Annotated in this window: 12 protein-coding genes; 2 read left to right on the top strand and 10 right to left on the bottom strand. The window is 62.1% G+C overall.

Annotated elements, in window-relative coordinates; genetic code table 11:
- Positions 1–27 precede the first annotated feature (27 nt).
- From nqrM to DOM58_RS04645, 9 genes are all read right to left on the bottom strand, one after another.
- Positions 28–285: a (Na+)-NQR maturation NqrM gene (nqrM, locus tag DOM58_RS04605; protein ID WP_075561268.1), complete on the bottom strand. Its 258-nt coding sequence runs from the start codon at positions 283–285 to the stop codon at positions 28–30.
- Positions 282–1,337, bottom strand: coding sequence for an FAD:protein FMN transferase (locus DOM58_RS04610; protein ID WP_110691921.1), 1,056 nt, complete (start codon positions 1,335–1,337; stop codon positions 282–284). Before DOM58_RS04610 ends, nqrM begins: the two co-directional genes overlap by 4 nt.
- Positions 1,334–2,566, bottom strand: a complete 1,233-nt coding sequence (gene nqrF / locus DOM58_RS04615; RefSeq protein ID WP_110691922.1) for an NADH:ubiquinone reductase (Na(+)-transporting) subunit F — start codon at positions 2,564–2,566, stop codon at positions 1,334–1,336. The genes DOM58_RS04610 and nqrF overlap by 4 nt, the downstream gene beginning before the upstream one ends.
- Positions 2,567–2,628: 62 nt before the next feature.
- On the bottom strand, positions 2,629–3,249 hold the full coding sequence (gene nqrE, locus DOM58_RS04620; RefSeq protein ID WP_075561265.1) for an NADH:ubiquinone reductase (Na(+)-transporting) subunit E: 621 nt from the start codon (positions 3,247–3,249) through the stop codon (positions 2,629–2,631).
- Positions 3,242–3,922 carry an NADH:ubiquinone reductase (Na(+)-transporting) subunit D gene (locus DOM58_RS04625; protein ID WP_075561264.1) on the bottom strand — a complete coding sequence of 227 codons (681 nt, stop codon included), beginning with the start codon at positions 3,920–3,922 and terminating at the stop codon, positions 3,242–3,244. Before DOM58_RS04625 ends, nqrE begins: the two co-directional genes overlap by 8 nt.
- Before the next feature lie 2 nt (positions 3,923–3,924).
- Positions 3,925–4,704 carry a Na(+)-translocating NADH-quinone reductase subunit C gene (locus DOM58_RS04630; RefSeq protein ID WP_110691923.1) on the bottom strand — a complete coding sequence of 260 codons (780 nt, stop codon included), beginning with the start codon at positions 4,702–4,704 and terminating at the stop codon, positions 3,925–3,927.
- Positions 4,701–5,936 (bottom strand): NADH:ubiquinone reductase (Na(+)-transporting) subunit B, encoded by a 1,236-nt coding sequence (locus DOM58_RS04635; protein ID WP_075561262.1) that lies wholly within the window; start codon positions 5,934–5,936, stop codon positions 4,701–4,703. Before DOM58_RS04635 ends, DOM58_RS04630 begins: the two co-directional genes overlap by 4 nt.
- Complete coding sequence (locus DOM58_RS04640) at positions 5,936–7,285, bottom strand: Na(+)-translocating NADH-quinone reductase subunit A (protein ID WP_075561261.1); 1,350 nt, start codon at positions 7,283–7,285, stop codon at positions 5,936–5,938. The genes DOM58_RS04635 and DOM58_RS04640 overlap by 1 nt, the downstream gene beginning before the upstream one ends.
- Before the next feature lie 304 nt (positions 7,286–7,589).
- On the bottom strand, positions 7,590–9,041 hold the full coding sequence (locus DOM58_RS04645) for a glyceraldehyde-3-phosphate dehydrogenase (protein WP_110692061.1): 1,452 nt from the start codon (positions 9,039–9,041) through the stop codon (positions 7,590–7,592).
- A 320-nt stretch (positions 9,042–9,361) separates the two neighbouring features.
- On the opposite strand from DOM58_RS04645, the gene mfd reads away from it, so the two are divergent.
- Positions 9,362–12,811, top strand: a complete 3,450-nt coding sequence (gene mfd / locus DOM58_RS04650; protein ID WP_110691924.1) for a transcription-repair coupling factor — start codon at positions 9,362–9,364, stop codon at positions 12,809–12,811.
- A gap of 109 nt (positions 12,812–12,920) precedes the next feature.
- On the opposite strand, the gene DOM58_RS04655 is transcribed toward mfd, so the two are convergent.
- Positions 12,921–14,042 carry a metallophosphoesterase gene (locus DOM58_RS04655; protein WP_223162126.1) on the bottom strand — a complete coding sequence of 374 codons (1,122 nt, stop codon included), beginning with the start codon at positions 14,040–14,042 and terminating at the stop codon, positions 12,921–12,923.
- Between the two features lie 276 nt (positions 14,043–14,318).
- Between DOM58_RS04655 and DOM58_RS04660 the strand changes: the two genes are divergently transcribed.
- Positions 14,319–15,974, top strand: a complete 1,656-nt coding sequence (locus tag DOM58_RS04660) for an FMN-binding glutamate synthase family protein (RefSeq protein ID WP_110691925.1) — start codon at positions 14,319–14,321, stop codon at positions 15,972–15,974.
- Positions 15,975–15,992: the final 18 nt, after the last annotated feature.

The raw sequence follows: 15,992 nt of genomic DNA on the forward strand, positions 1-15,992 counted from the left end.
AACAAGCGCCCCCGGTCTTTCCGGCGCTCAACGCTTGACGGCGTTGTAGCCCAGGTCCGCGCCGCGGTTTTCATCGCTGCGGCGACGAGCGCCGACGACATTCTTGCGGCTCTCTTCCTCGCAGACTTCGTCGTTACCGCCGCAGATCTCGCAGCCACTCTTGAGTCCGAGCGTATTGAGACCGCCACAGGATCCGGCGATGGGCTTGTTCCCGAGGATGACGCCAATCGCCATGCCGGCTACCAGCAGCAGCATGATGGCAAAGGCCAGAATCCAGATCGTCATGACTGATTCTCCTTATCCGAATCTTTGAAATAACCTTGAAACGCCGTGGAGACCCGCGTTTCGAAGCCTTCCGCCGTCTTGACGACGAGATAGACCGCCAGGTTCTCGCGCTCCGCCAGGGCGTAGCCCGCATCGGGACCCAACACGTCGATTGCCGTGGCCAGCGCATCGGCCGTCATGCAATCCGAAGTGATGACCGTCACCGAAACCAGATGGTGCGTGATCGGCCGCCCGGTTCGCGGATCGATGGTGTGCGAGTAGCGCTTGCCATCGCTTTCGAAATAGTTGCGATAGTCGCCCGAGGTCGCCACCGCCGAGTCGTCAAGTTCAATGATACGCTGCACGCTACGTTCATTCGAGACCGGTTTTTCCACCGCGATTCGCCACTTCTCATTACCTGGCTTATCGCCGCGCGTTCGAATCTCGCCGCCGACTTCGACCAGGTAACGATCCACGTCGAGATCGTCCAGCGCCCGGGCGGCCGCATCGACGCCGTAACCCTTGGCGATGCCGGATAGATCGACGTAGACCGGCTTGGTCTTGGTCAGCCGATTGCCATCGAGTTCGAGCGCCTTGTAGTCGACTTCCTTCAACGCCTTGGCGATATCATCGTCGGCGGGCACTCGATCAGGGTGCCGGTCCGGCCCGAAACCCCACAGATTGACCGCAGCGCCGACCGTGACATCGAAGGCGCCATTGGACATGTCGCCCACGCGAATCGCCTCTCGGACGACTTCTGCCGTCTGCGGAGACAGCTCGAAAGGCTTCCCCACCGGCGACTGATTGAAGCGGGACAGTTCGGAATCGGGTTTGTAGGTCGACATCAGGTGGTCGACATGGTGCAGCGCATCCTTGACCGACTGCTCGATCCGGGCCAGCTGCTCATCGTCGTAATCACCATAGAAGGTGATATGGAAGCCGGTGCCGAAGATCGGGCCTTCCAGCCGATAGGACTGAGGTTCGCGCTCGCACCCGGTCAGCAGTACGAATAGCAACAGGGCCAATCCCAGAAGGATCGGCCCTGTTACTCGGCGCTCGAGCCGTGGGATCATCCGCCGAAATCATCCAGCATGATGTTTTCGGGTTCGACGCCCAGATCGGTCAGCATCTTGATCACCGAGGCGTTCATCATCGGCGGCCCGCACATGTAGTACTCGCAGTCTTCGGGAGCCGGGTGATCCTTGAGATAGTTCTCGTAGAGCACGTTGTGGATGAACCCGGTAGCACCTTCCCAGTTGTCTTCCGGCTGCGGGTCCGACAGTGCCAGGTGCCATTCGAAGTTCTCGAATTCCTCGGCGAGCTGATCGTACTCTTCGTTGTAGAACGTCTCCCGCCAGGAGCGCGCGCCGTACCAGAACGACATCTTGCGCGAAGACTCAAGCCGCTTGAGCTGGTCGAAGATGTGGCTGCGCATCGGCGCCATGCCCGCACCGCCACCGATGAAGATCATCTCTGCCTCGGTATCCTTGGCGAAGAACTCTCCGAACGGCCCCATCACAGTGACCTTGTCACCCGGCTTCAGACCGAACACGTAGGTCGACATCAGCCCCGGCGGATGGCTCGACTTCGGCGGTGGCGTCGCGATACGAATATTGAACTTGAGAAGCCCTTTCTCCTCGGGATAGTTCGCCATCGAATAGGCGCGGATCACCTCTTCGTCGCTCTTGTGGGAGACATTGAACAGGCCGAACTTCTCCCAGTCGCCGCGATACTCCTCCTCGATATCGAAGTCGGAGAACTTGACGTCGTAGGGCGGCGCCACCAGCTGGACGTAGCCACCGGCACGGAACGCCACTTCTTCACCTTCCGGCAACTTGAGGTTCAGCTCCTTGATGAACGTGGCGACATTGGGATTCTCGGTAACCTCGCACTCCCACTTCTTGACGCCGAAGACCTCGTCGGGAACGCGGATCTTCATGTCCTGCTTGACCGGCACCTGGCAGGAGAGACGCCATCCTTCCTTTCTCTCGCGCAGCGTGAAGTGCGACTCTTCGGTCGGCAGAATCGAGCCGCCGCCGTCACTCACCTGACACTTGCACTGGGCGCAGGAACCGCCGCCGCCGCATGCCGACGAGAGGAAGATGCCGTTGGCTGCCAGGGTCTGGAGCAGCTTGCCTCCGGCCTGAGTCGTTACCGTATTGTCGGGATCGCCGTTGATCTCGATCGCCACGTCACCGCTACTGACCAGCCGGCTGCGCGCGGCCAGAATGACCGCTACCAACCCCAGCACGATCACGGTGAACATGACGACGCCGAGCACGATGATGGATGTATCGACCATGTCGGATTCCTATTTCCTTGTTGCGTTGACGTCGTTGCCCCGAGCCAAGCGCTGCCTTGACTTCAGAGCTGAATGCCGGAGAAGGACATGAAGCCCAACGACATCAGACCCGCCGTGATGAAGGTGATGCCGAGGCCCTGCAGGCTACCCGGCACATCGCTGTACTTGAGCTTCTCACGGATGCCCGCCAACGCCATGATCGCCAGCGCCCAGCCGGCACCGGCGCCCGCACCGTAGACCACCGACTCGCCGAAGGTGTAGTCGCGCTGCACCATGAACAGCGATGCGCCCATGATCGCGCAGTTGACGGTAATCAACGGCAGGAATACACCCAGCGCGTTGTAGAGCGAGGGCACGAACTTATCGAGGAACATCTCCAGAATCTGGACGATCGCCGCGATGACACCGATATAGCTCAACAGCCCCAGAAAGCTGAGATCGATATTCTCGGCACCCTCGAGACCGGTCCAGGTGAGAGCGCCCGCTTTCAGCAGATAGGTCAGAATCAGGTTGTTGACCGGCACGGTGATCGTCAGCACCACCACGACCGCGATACCCAGGCCAATAGCCGAAGATATCTTCTTGGAAACGGCCAGAAAGGTACACATGCCGAGGAAGAACGCCAGCGCCATGTTCTCGACGAAAACCGCCTTCACGAACAGGCTGAGATAGTGCTCAAACATTAGCGGTCTCCTTGATCTTGGCCTTGCTGTTGGCAACGATTCGGTACTCGGTCTTCTCGACCTGCTCCGGGTTGAGCGAACGCAAAATCCAGATCAGCAGGCCGATGACGAAGAACGCGGACGGCGGCAGCAGCATCAGTCCGTTGGGCACGTACCAGCCGCCATTCTGGACGGTCGGCAGAATCGTCAGACCGAACACGCTACCGGAACCCAGCAGTTCGCGGATGAAGCCGACGATCAGCAGAATCACCGCATAACCGAGGCCGTTGCCGACACCGTCCAGGAAGCTCATCACCGGGCCGTTCTGCATGGCGTAGGCTTCGGCGCGCCCCATGACGATACAGTTGGTGATGATCAACCCGACGAACACCGACAGCTGCTTGGACATGTCATAGGCATAGGCCCGCAGGACCTGATCGACCACGATGACCAGCGAGGCGATGATGGTCATCTGCACGATGATCCGGATCGACGAGGGAATGTGATTGCGGATCAGCGAGACGAACATGCTGGAAAAGGCCGTGACGGCAATCACCGCCAGCCCCATGACCAGCGACACGCTCATCGAGTTGGTCACCGCCAGGGCCGAACAGATCCCCAGCACCTGCAGGGCAATGGGGTTGTTCTTGAAGACCGGTGACAGGACGATGTCTTTTACGGAGTCCGTAGCCATCTTCACGCTCCTCCTTGGGAATCGCCGTGGAATCGGGCGAGATAGGGGGCATAGCCGCCTTCGCTCAGCCAGAACCGCAACATGTTGGTGACACCTCGACTGGTGAGCGAGGCTCCGGACAGCGCATCGACTTCATATTCGCCGCTGGCACCGCCTTTCACGAGTTGGATCTGAGGATCCTGGAAATCGCCGTCCTCGTAGATCTTCTTGCCTTCCCACTTGGCCTTCCAGCGCGGATTGTCGACCTCGCCGCCGAGTCCCGGCGTCTCCGACTGGTCGTAGTAGGATAGACCCACGATGGTATTGCCATCACCCCGCACGGACAAGAAGCCTTCCATCAGCCCCCACAGCCCCTGGCCGCGAATTGGCATGACGATCTGCTCCGGGTCATCGGGGTTGCCGACCAGATAAACCGTGGAGAAATTCTCCTGACGGCCGATACCGGCGATATCGTCGTCGCCCGACAGCGTGCGCGAGGTGGCCGGATCCCTGGCGGCATCGAACTGATCGTAGCTGCCCGGATCCAGATCCTCGGAATATTCGCCGGTCTCGAGATTGACCACGCGCGGCGTGATCAGCTCGGCGTACTTCTCTTCGACGTCGTCACCCGGCTTGTAAAGCTGGGTCACCTGTAGAATGTTGCTCTTGCGATCGAGCTCCTGATTCTGCACCTGCTTCGGCTTGAGAACCACGGCAGCAGAAGAGACGACCACCGAGCAGATCACACAGAGTGAGAACGCGACGATCAGCGTCTTCTTGATCGAGTTGTTGCTCGCCATCAGACAGCCTCCTTCTCGGCGGGCGCCAGCGCGGCCAGGCGTTTGCGACGACGCTTGACGTTGGCCTGCACGAAGATGTGATCAATCAGCGGCGCGAACAGATTGGCAAATAGGATGGCCAGCATGATGCCCTCGGGGAAGGCCGGATTGACGACGCGAATCAGTATCGTCATCACGCCGATCAGCGCACCGAAGATCAGCTTGCCACGATTGGTCATCGACGCCGACACCGGATCGGTCGCCATGAACACCATGCCGAAGGCGAATCCGCCCAGCACCAGATGCCAGTACCACGGCATCGCGAACATCGGATTGCTGTCGGAGCCAACCAGATTGAACAGCGAGGCAGTGAAGATCATGCCGAGCATGACACCCGCCATGATGCGCCAGGATGCGATCCGCGTCAGCAGCAGCACCGCCGCGCCGATCAGGATCGCCAGCGTCGAGGTTTCCCCCACGGAGCCCTGGATGAAACCGAAGAAAGCATCCCACCAGCTGTACTGCTGGTGGAGCCCGTCCATGCCGTTGAGCGAGGCGTTGGACAGTGCCGTGGCACCGGTAAAGCCGTCGGCGGGCACCCATACGCTGTCACCGGAGATCTGCGCCGGGTAGGCGAAGTAAAGGAAGGCCCGTCCGGTCAGTGCCGGGTTGAGGAAGTTCTTGCCGGTGCCACCGAAGATTTCCTTACCGATCACCACACCGAAGCTGATGCCAAGCGCCACTTGCCATAAAGGGATCGTCGCCGGCAGCGTCAGCGCAAAGAGCACCGAGGTGACGAAGAACCCCTCGTTGACCTCGTGGCCACGCTTGACGGCGAACAGCACTTCCCAGAAACCACCGACCAGGAAGGTCACCAGATAGATCGGCAGGAAGTAGGTCGCCCCCAGCACGAAGTTGGCCCAGATGCTGCCGGGATCATGGCTTCCCGCCAACGCCATGGTCAGGACTTCACGCCAGCCGCCAATGGCGCTGAAGCCGTCGGCGATGGCCAGATTGGCCTGGTAGCCGGCGTTGTACATGCCGAAGAACATCGCCGGGAACGTGCAGGCCCAGACCGTGATCATGATGCGCTTCAGGTCGATCCCGTCGCGCACGTGGGTCATGCTCTTGGTGACGCTGGGCGGCGAATAGAAAATCGTATCGACCGCCTCATACAGGGCATAGAACTTCTCGTACTTGCCGCCCTTCTCGAAATGAGGCTCCAGCTTGTCGAGCGTATTGCGAATCCCCATCATCAGGCCTCTTTCTCGATCATGGTCAGGTTGTCGCGCAAGATGGGACCGTACTCGTACTTGCCCGGGCACACATAGGTGCACAGCGAAAGGTCTTCCTCATCCAGCTCCAGGCAGCCGAGCTCCATGGCCGCTTCGATATCGCCGACGATCAGGGCACGCAACAGCTGCGTCGGCATGATGTCCAGCGGCATCACCTTCTCGTAGGCGCCAATCGGCACCATCGCACGCTCGGAGCCGTTGGTCGACGTATTGGGCGCGTAGTTGGGCAGGCCCAGGAATTGAGAAACATAGATTCCCATGACCGAATGGCGGTTGCGACCTGGCGACAGCCAGCCCATGAACGCGCGCTTGTTGCCCTCTTCCAGCAGCGAGAACTGGCGATGGAAACGGCCCAGAAACTGACGACTACCTTCGCACTGGGTACCGCCGAAGATGGACCCGGAGATGACGCGCGTATCCTCCGGCTTCTCGATCTCGCCTTCGAGCAGCTCTTCGCTGCTGGCGCCCAGACGCGTCCGCACCAGGCGCGGATTGGTAGCTCGCGGGCCGCCGATGGCGATCACGCGGGTCGGATCGAAACGACCTTCGGCGAAAAGCTTGCCGATGGCGATCACGTCCTGGCAGTCGAGATGCCACACCTGACGCTGCAGACCGACCGGCGACAGATAGTGGATATGCGTACCCACCAGCCCCGCCGGATGTAGCCCTTCGAAGCCCTCGGCCTGCACCCCTTCCAGATCGTCGCCCGGCAGTTGAGCGTTGCCACGGCGAGTCACGAAAACCTTGCCCGGCGTCAGATGGCGGATCACCTCGAGTCCGTGGCGGAAAGCGTCACTGTCGGCATCGATGATCAGCTTGGGGTCGGCCGCCAGCGGGTGCGTGTCGATCGCGGTCACGAAGATATCCGCAGGCACCGCGTCGAGTGCCGGCACCCGCGAGAAAGGCCGAGTGCGCAGCGCCGTCCAGAAGCCGGATTCGACCAGTTGATCGACGACCTGCTGCCTCGAGAGCGAGGACAGCCCGTCCGCCCCGTAGGCCGTGAACGTCTCGCTCTGCTCTTCCTCGTCGAGCTTGATGACCACCGACAACAGGCGACGCTTCTCGCCACGATGGATGGCGACCACTTCTCCAGCGCCCGGCGCGGTAAAGCGAACGCCCGCCACTTTCTTGTCGCTGAACAACACCTGGCCCCGCTTTACGCGATCGCCCTCGCGGACCTCCATGGTCGGCCTCATGCCGACGTAGTCGGACCCGAGCAGCGCGACGTGGCGCACGGCGCGCCCCTCGTCGAGACGCTGTTCGGGCGCCCCGGCGACGGGAAGGTCCAGGCCTCGTTTGACTTCGATCATAGTCTCGCCCAGTTGTCGAATCTGATGGCAATAAGGAAAAAGGTTCGACGGACGTCAAGCATGTCCTCTCAGCGGCACCCAAGGAAGCGGCAACAGGAGAAGACCTCACGGAATCCGAAGACTTTTCTTATCAGAAAGGGTGACTTCCATGGTCCTGGAACTCGATGGACCACGCCGAAAAACGCGCACCAGTATAATGATCCGGGCCGCGGAAGACTACTCGCCCACACGCCACCCCGGCTGCCAGATAACGAAAAAGTCTCGACATCGCCGAGACTTTTTAGACTAAAGTTTAATGGACGAGTCAAGCCGTGGCGGGGAGATACCGGTGGCAGACGCGCGACATGTACTGCAGGATCCGCACCACCTGGCAGCTGTAACCGAACTCGTTGTCATACCACACGTAGAGCACCGCCTGCTTGCCGTCGGCGATGGTCGCCTTGGCGTCCAGGATCCCCGCATGACGGTTGCCGACGAAGTCCGATGACACCACTTCCGGCGAATCGACGTAGTCGATCTGCTTGTGCATCGGCGAGTGCAGCGCCATCTGGCGCAGGTACTCGTTGAGCGCCACGCGGTCGGTCTCCCTCTCCAGCGACAGGTTCAGAATCGCCATCGAGACATTGGGTGTCGGCACCCGAATCGCGTTCCCCGTCAACTTGCCCGCCAGCGCCGGCAGCGCCTTGGCGACCGCCTTGGCCGCACCGGTCTCGGTCAGCACCATGTTGAGAGGCGCGCTGCGGCCGCGACGATCACCCTTGTGGTAATTGTCGATCAGGTTCTGGTCGTTGGTATAGGAGTGCACGGTCTCGACGTGGCCGTGCAAGATGCCGAACTCGTCGTCGATCGCTTTCAGCACCGGCACGATAGCGTTGGTCGTGCACGATGCCGCCGAGACGATGCGGTCGTCTTCGCCGATGGCCTGGTGGTTGATACCGTGAACGATGTTCTTGAGATCGCCCTTGCCCGGTGCCGTCAGCAGCACCTTGGCCACGCCTTTACACTCCAGGTGCTGTGCCAGCCCTTCCCGGTCGCGCCACTTGCCGGTGTTGTCGACCACGATCGCGTTGTCGATGCCATAAACGGTGTAGTCGATCTCGGCCGGCGAATCGGCATAGATGATCCGGATATAATGGCCGTTGGCGATCAGTGCGTGGTTGTCATGATCGATATCGATCGAGCCGGAGAACGGACCGTGGACCGAATCGCGGCGCAGCAGGCTGGCCCGTTTTTCGAGGTCGTCGCCGCTGCCGCGTACGACGATGGCCCGCAGCCGCAGCAGATTTCCGCCGCCGGCCTTCTCGATCATGATCCGCGCCAGAATACGGCCGATACGTCCGAAGCCGTAGAGCACCACGTCCTGTGGCTCGCCGCCCATGCCGCCGCTGTCGTGCCCGCCGACGATATCGGCCAGCTCGCGCTCGAGAAACGCCACGACGTCGGTTTCACCGGAATTCTTGAACGCCACGCCCAGCCGACCGATATCGATATGCGCCGGCCCCAGCTCCATTTCGCTCATGGCGCGCACCATCGGCAGCGTCTCAGCGATGGAGAGCTCGGTTCCCTCGACCTTGCGGACATAACGGTGATTCTTGAGGATCCGAGTGACGGAGCGATTGATCAACGAACGTCCGAATAGCGAAGGAATGACGTTGTACTGACGATAGAGCTTGCCGAGTAGCGGAATCATCTCTTCCGCGCGAGCTTCGTTGTCCTGCCACTCCTGGAAGACGTTATCGAGCTGTTCCTGACTCACAAGCGGGCCTCTCTGGTCGAATGGGCGGGTCGAATTTTGGGGGTCGAATTGATCGATCGGGCCGTTGACCAATCCTTGCCGGAAGCGTCGAGCTGGCTAAAAACCCGATTATTATCCGCACTCTACAGAACACACCGCAATCTCCCCGTAGTCGCAGAAGCTGTAGTTTCACTACAAAAGTCGAAGTGAACGACCACGGCGGGAAAACCACGACGGCAGCCGGAATGGCCGAGTCAACAACAAGAAATCGGGCGCGACGTCCCCGGCTCAGCCCCAGCCTGCTATCATCCCCTCACGCAAATTCGTTCTTCGAAAGGCTCATGTCGCACTACACACCGCTCACCCCGCCTCTGCCGACTGGCACGCGCGAAACCCGCTATTGCCAACTGCCCCAGGGAAGCGCCATCGCGCTGACCTTGGCACGTCTGGCAGACGACGCCCCGCTTCTGGTGGTCACCCCGGATACGGCTAGCGCCCAGCGTCTCGAAAGCAACCTGCGCTTCTTCGCCCGGGTGCCGGTGATGCCGTTCCCTGACTGGGAAACGCTGCCCTACGACAGCTTCTCGCCCCATCAGGACATCGTTTCCGAGCGCCTCAGAACGCTGCGGGAACTGCAGGAGGGCACCCAGGGCATCGTGCTGGTTTCGGTCAATACCCTGATGCAGCGCCTGCCGCCGCGGGAATACGTGGCCGGTCGCGTGCTGACGCTGGCCACGGGTGACCGACTCGATCGGGAAAGCTTTCGCGAGCGTCTTTCGCGGGCGGGCTACCGGGCGGTGGAAACCGTCTACGAACCCGGCGAGTACGCCATGCGGGGCTCGCTGATCGACCTCTTCCCCATGGGCACGAGCGCGCCGCTGCGCATCGACCTGTTCGACGACGAGATCGACACGCTCCGGCGCTTCGACCCGGACACCCAGCGCACCCAGGACAAGATCGAACGCATCGACCTGCTGCCGGCGCACGAGTACTCGCTGTCACGCTCGGCGATCGCCTGCTTTCGCGAAGGTTTCGAGACGCTGTTCGACGTCGATCCGCGGCAGTGCCCGCTGTATGTCGATGCGATCAAGGGCATCCCCTCTCCCGGACTCGAGCAGTACCTGCCGCTGTTCTTCGAGGAGACCGCCACGCTGTTCGAGCATCTAGGCAGCGAGACCCGCATCGCCATGCTTCCCGACGTGTTCGAAGCCGCCGAGCACCACTGGGGTTCGATCGAGGGTCGCTACGAGAACCTTGGCGTCGATCCCACTCGCCCGCTGTTGCCGCCGGCGAAGGCGTTCGTGCCCGCGGCCGAAGTGTTCGCCGCGATCAAGCAGCACCCGCGTGTCGAATTCGTCACCGATCCGGAAACGCGTCACGCCATCGCCAGCGCGACGCAGCCGCCCCCGGCGGTGGCGATCAATGCTCGGGCCCAACGCCCGCTGGCGACGCTGGAGACGTTCCTCGACGCCCACCGCGATCTGCGCGTTCTGTTCGTCGCCGAGTCTCGCGGGCGCCGAGAGGCGCTCGACGAAGCCCTGGCGCCGCTCCATCGGGATATGCCCCATATCGATGGCTGGCAGGATTTTCTGGACGGCGATCAGTCTTTCGCGATCGCCGAGGGCGCCCTGGACGAAGGGCTGTGGCTTGGCGATCCCAACGTCGCGATCGTCACCGAAACCGAACTCTACGGCGACGTAGTGCGCCAGACGCGTCGTCGCGCCAAGGTAACCGACGACAACGAACTGGCCGTGCGTCATCTCTCCGAATTACGCCCCGGGTCGCCGGTGGTGCACCAGCATCACGGCGTCGGCCGCTACATGGGGCTGGAAATGATCACTGCCGGCGGTCAGGCGGCAGAGTTCCTGGCGCTGGAGTACGCCGGCGGCGCCAAGCTCTACGTCCCGGTCGACAATCTGCAGCTCATTTCCCGCTATGCCGGCGCCAGCGACGAGCTCGCCCCGCTGCATAAACTGGGCTCGGATACCTGGGACAAGGCCCGCAAGAAAGCCGCCGAGAAAATTCGCGACACCGCTGCCGAACTGCTCGATATCTACGCCCGCCGGGAAGCCAGAGAGGGTTTCGCCAGCGATATGCCCGGCGATGAGTATCTGCGCTTCGCGGCCAGCTTTCCATTCGAGGAGACGCCGGATCAGCACGCTGCCATCGAGGCGGTGATCGACGACATGACCGCGCCGCGGCCGATGGATCGAGTCGTCTGCGGCGATGTCGGCTTCGGCAAGACCGAAGTCGCAATGCGCGCCGCGTTCCTCGCCGTCAATTCCGGCCGCCAGGTGGTGGTGCTGGTCCCCACCACCCTGCTGGCCCAGCAGCACTACGACAACTTCCGCGATCGTTTCGCCGACACCGCGGTGCAGATCGAGATGCTGTCTCGCTTCACCGGCGCCAAGGAAGAAACCGACGCGCTGAAGCGCATGGCCGAAGGTCGTGCCGATATCGTGATCGGCACGCACAAGCTGCTCTCCAGATCGGTCAAGCTCTCCAACCTGGGCTTGATGATCATCGACGAAGAGCACCGCTTCGGTGTCGCTCAGAAGGAGCGCCTCAAGCAGCTGCGTGCCGAGGTGGATATCCTGACGCTGACGGCAACGCCGATCCCGCGTACGCTCAACATGGCGATGAACGGCATTCGTGATCTATCGATCATCGCCACGCCGCCGGCGCGCCGGCTGTCGGTCAAGACGTTCGTCCAGCAGCGCAACGAGCCGGTGGTCAAGGAAGCGCTGCTGCGTGAAATCCTGCGTGGCGGTCAGGTCTACTTTCTGCACAACGAGGTCAGATCGATCGAGGCCAGCGCCGAGAAGATTCGAGAGCTGGTGCCCGAGGCCCGCGTCGGCGTTGCCCACGGTCAGCTTCCCGAACGGGCGCTGGAGCGGGTGATGTCCGACTTCTACCACAAGCGCTTCAACGTGCTGATGTGTTCGACCATCATCGAAACCGGCATCGACGTTCCCAGTGCCAATACCATCATCATCGAGCGAGCCGACAAGTTCGGTCTGGCCCAGCTGCACCAGCTGCGCGGCCGCGTCGGGCGCAGCCACCATCAGGCCTATGCCTATCTGCTGACCCCTCCGCCCAAGGCCATGACCCGGGATGCGATCAAGCGACTCGAGGCCATCACCCAGAGCGACGATCTCGGCGCCGGTTTCACGCTCGCCAGTCACGACATGGAAATTCGCGGTGCGGGCGAGCTGCTCGGCGACGAGCAGAGCGGCCAGATGGAAACCGTCGGCTACAGCCTTTACATGCAGATGCTGGACCGCGCGGTCAAGGCGATCCGCGCGGGCAAGACCCCCAATATCGAAGCTCCGCTCGACGAAGGCACCGAGATCAGCCTCAATCTGCCGGCGCTGATTCCGGACGACTACCTGCCGGACATCCAGCAGCGCCTGATCATGTACAAGCGCATCAGCAGTGCGGCTGACGAAGGCGCGCTCAAGGAGCTGCAGGTGGAGATGATCGATCGCTTCGGCCTGCTCCCGCCGCCGCTCAAGACGCTGTTCCGACAGACCCGACTGCGCCAGCGTGCCGAACGGCTCGGCATCGCCAAGCTCGAAGCCGGAGCCGAGCGCGGCCGGGTGATTTTCGGCCCGGACCCGCAGGTCGACCCGATGACGCTGGTCGAACTGATCCAGCGCCATCCCGGCGAGTACAAGCTCGACGGCGCCGACACGCTACGCTTCCATGGCGACATGGAGAAAGCAGAAGATCGCCTCAAGCGTATCGACGGGTTGCTGGAAACCCTCAACCGCAGAGCCAAGGCGGCCTGAAGCGTCACTACGGGGCACCATTAGAAAGCCAGCGATCGTATCGCTGGTTTTTTTATCGCGGCCTTTTACGGCCGAAATCCGGACTCGTCTACCTGCCCCGAATCCGGGCCTATGCCGCCGTCAGCCGAATCCGGGTGATCTCCGCTGGTGCGCCAAAGCGCATCGGCGGCCCCCAATATCCGGTACCGCGACTGGTATAGATCCACATCCGACCCTCCTTGCCCAGCCCCGCCAGGAATCGGTTGGCGCGTCGGGCCAGCAGGCTCCACGGCCACAGCTGACCGCCATGGGTGTGACCGGAAAGCTGGAGGTCGAATCCCGCCTCCGCGGCCTGGGGGGCTGAATTGGGCTGATGTGCCAGCAATATCCGCGTCATGCCCGTGGGAATATCCCGGGCGGCCGCCGCGGGATCACTTCGATGACTGGCGACATAATAACCCGCCGACAGATCCGTGATACCGGCGACGGCCAGTGCCGCGCCGTCATGCTCGACATAGTCGGATTCGTTGATCAGTACGCGCATTCCCAGCCGTCGAAACGCCGCGATCCACGCCTCCGCTTCACTGTAGTACTCGTGGTTGCCGGTCACGCAGAAAGTGCCGTGCCGCGCGTTCAAGCTCGCCAATGGCGCCACGTCATTCTCCAGCTCCGCCACACGGCCATCGGTCAGATCGCCGGTGATCGCGACCAGATCGGGCGCCAGCGAATTGACCCGTTCGACAATACGCTGCAGGTGGTTGCGCTTGATCGTCGGACCGACGTGCAAGTCACTGAGCTGAACGATGACGAATCCCTCCAGCGCGGGCGGAAGATCGGCCAGCGGCACCGATATCTCGACCGTGCGCGGCACCCGCCTCGCCTGCCACAGGGCATAGCCGGAGAGCAGAAGCGTCGCCGCCAGCACGACCCAGACGCTGACGTGAACCGTCAGCGCCGATAAAGCGGCGACCAGACTCCAGCCAACCAGCAGAATGTCGCGCAACAGCGTGAGCTGAAGCAGAAACGAGAACACGCCGGCCATCAGTGCCACGGGCCACGCCAGCCAGCGCCCGTTGAGCCAGGTCACTCTCACCACCAGCGGAATCATGATGGCGCTGGCCAGCAAATAGCCGCCGCCGACCAGCCAGCCCCAGACTCCCGCCGACAGGTCCGGCAGCAACCGCCAGCCAATGTAGCCGTGAAGCACCAGCAGGAGCAGTCGCAACCGCAGAAAGGATCGGTGATGTCGCAAGCTCAGGCATTCCTTGTATCAAAAGGGCAAAGTATCAAAAGGGCGAAAAATCAGGCATGCCGGAATCCGTTGGGCCGGCCCGTGCCTCAACCAGGAAAGCGCTGAGTCATTCGACGAGCGGCGTCGATCGCAAGGCGATGTCTCGGCGAGGCCGAAGCGGCTCTCCAAAATAGCCGTCGGTGGCGTTGGCCGCAACGCCGGGCGTTGCGCTATCCTCCATGGCCGCGGTGGCGACCCGTGCCACCGCGATTTCACCTGCCTGGAGCCGATGTCCGCATGAGCTATGCCACTGGCCTTTCGCGCCTACCGTTACGCAACGCCGCTTTCATCGCCAGCCTCTGCCTGCTGGTCGTTTCCGTGATTGGGCTAGCATTTTCATCGAACTGGTGGTGGGGCATCGTCGTCTTCGGCGGTCTTTCATGGCTCGGGTTTCACGATACCCGTCAGAAACGCCGCACCGTCAGCCGCAACTATCCAATTCTGGCCCACTGCCGCTACATCCTCGAATCGATCGGCCCCGAAATTCGTCAATACTTTATCCAGTCCGATCTCGACGAGCGCCCGTTCTCCCGGGAACAGCGCGCCGTGGTCTATCAGCGGGCCAAGAACGAGAGCGACAAGAAGCCGTTCGGGTCACTGAGAGACATGTACGCCCCGGGCCACGAATGGATCAACCATTCTCTACGACCTGCCCACATCGACGACAGCGACTTCCGCGTCCAGATCGGTGGCAGCCTTTGCAGCCAGCCCTACTCCGCCAGCGTGTTCAATGTCTCGGCGATGAGTTTCGGCTCGCTTTCCGGCAATGCCATCGAGTCGCTCAACGCTGGCGCCCGCAAAGGCCGGTTCTATCATGATACCGGCGAAGGTTCGATCTCCCGCTATCACCGGATTCACGGCGGAGATCTGGTGTGGGAGATTGGCTCCGGCTACTTCGGTTGCCGCCATGACGACGGCAGCTTCAACGAAGAGCGCTTCGCCGCCAACGCCCGCGACGAACAGGTCAAGATGATCGAGATCAAGCTATCGCAGGGCGCGAAACCGGGCCACGGCGGCATCCTGCCCGCCGCCAAGGTGACCGCCGAGATCGCCGAGGCGCGCGAAGTGCCGGTAGGTGAAGACGTGGTCTCTCCGGCCGGCCACAGCGCCTTCTCCACACCGCTGGAGCTGATGGCATTCATCGGCCGGCTGCGCGAGCTCTCCGGCGGCAAGCCGGTGGGCTTCAAGCTGTCGATCGGCCACCCGTGGGAGTGGTTCGCGATGGTCAAGGCGATGCGCGAGACCGGCCAGCGACCCGACTTCATCGTCGTCGACGGTGGCGAAGGCGGTACGGGTGCGGCGCCGCTTGAGTTCATCAACCGTCTGGGCGTGCCGCTGACGGAGGCCCTGATGCTGGTGCACAACACGCTGGTCGGCGCCGGCCTGCGCGAGGAGATCAAGATCGGCGCCGCCGGCAAGATCACCTCCGGCTTCAACATCGCCCGCACTATGGCGCTGGGCGCCGACTGGTGCAACGCCGCGCGCGGCTTCATGTTCTCGCTGGGCTGCATTCAGGCACTCAACTGCCACTCCGACAAGTGCCCCAGCGGCGTGGCGACCCAGGATCCCAGTCGTAGTCGTCACCTGGACGTCGCCGACAAGTCCGAGCGGGTCTACAACTTCCATCACAACACGCTCAAGGGGCTGGCCGAGATGCTGGCCGCTGCCGGCCTTCAACATCCATCGGAACTGGGCCCGGAGCATATCATTCGCCGCGTTTCCGCCGACGAGATCCAGTCCTACGACAAGCTGTTCACCTTCCTGCAGCCGGACGAACTGCTCAACGGCAACAGTCAGCACACGGTGTTCCAGAACTACTGGGAAGAAGCGCGTTCGGACTCCTTTCTGCCCCCGGCCCAGCTCGCCGAGCTACGCTTGACCAAACTGCGCTGAGCGGGCGGTACGGCGTGA

It is taken from the genome of Salinicola halophyticus, assembly GCF_003206695.1.
GTDB lineage: Bacteria > Pseudomonadota > Gammaproteobacteria > Pseudomonadales > Halomonadaceae > Salinicola > Salinicola halophyticus.

Coding starts and splice junctions, on each gene's coding strand:
- nqrM (WP_075561268.1), bottom strand. CDS start 285: ATGACGATCTGGATTCTGGCCTTTGCCATCATGCTGCTGCTGGTAGCC.
- DOM58_RS04610 (WP_110691921.1), bottom strand. CDS start 1,337: ATGATCCCACGGCTCGAGCGCCGAGTAACAGGGCCGATCCTTCTGGGA.
- nqrF (WP_110691922.1), bottom strand. CDS start 2,566: ATGGTCGATACATCCATCATCGTGCTCGGCGTCGTCATGTTCACCGTG.
- nqrE (WP_075561265.1), bottom strand. CDS start 3,249: ATGTTTGAGCACTATCTCAGCCTGTTCGTGAAGGCGGTTTTCGTCGAG.
- DOM58_RS04625 (WP_075561264.1), bottom strand. CDS start 3,922: ATGGCTACGGACTCCGTAAAAGACATCGTCCTGTCACCGGTCTTCAAG.
- DOM58_RS04635 (WP_075561262.1), bottom strand. CDS start 5,936: ATGATGGGGATTCGCAATACGCTCGACAAGCTGGAGCCTCATTTCGAG.
- DOM58_RS04640 (WP_075561261.1), bottom strand. CDS start 7,285: ATGATCGAAGTCAAACGAGGCCTGGACCTTCCCGTCGCCGGGGCGCCC.
- mfd (WP_110691924.1), top strand. CDS start 9,362: ATGTCGCACTACACACCGCTCACCCCGCCTCTGCCGACTGGCACGCGC.
- DOM58_RS04660 (WP_110691925.1), top strand. CDS start 14,319: ATGAGCTATGCCACTGGCCTTTCGCGCCTACCGTTACGCAACGCCGCT.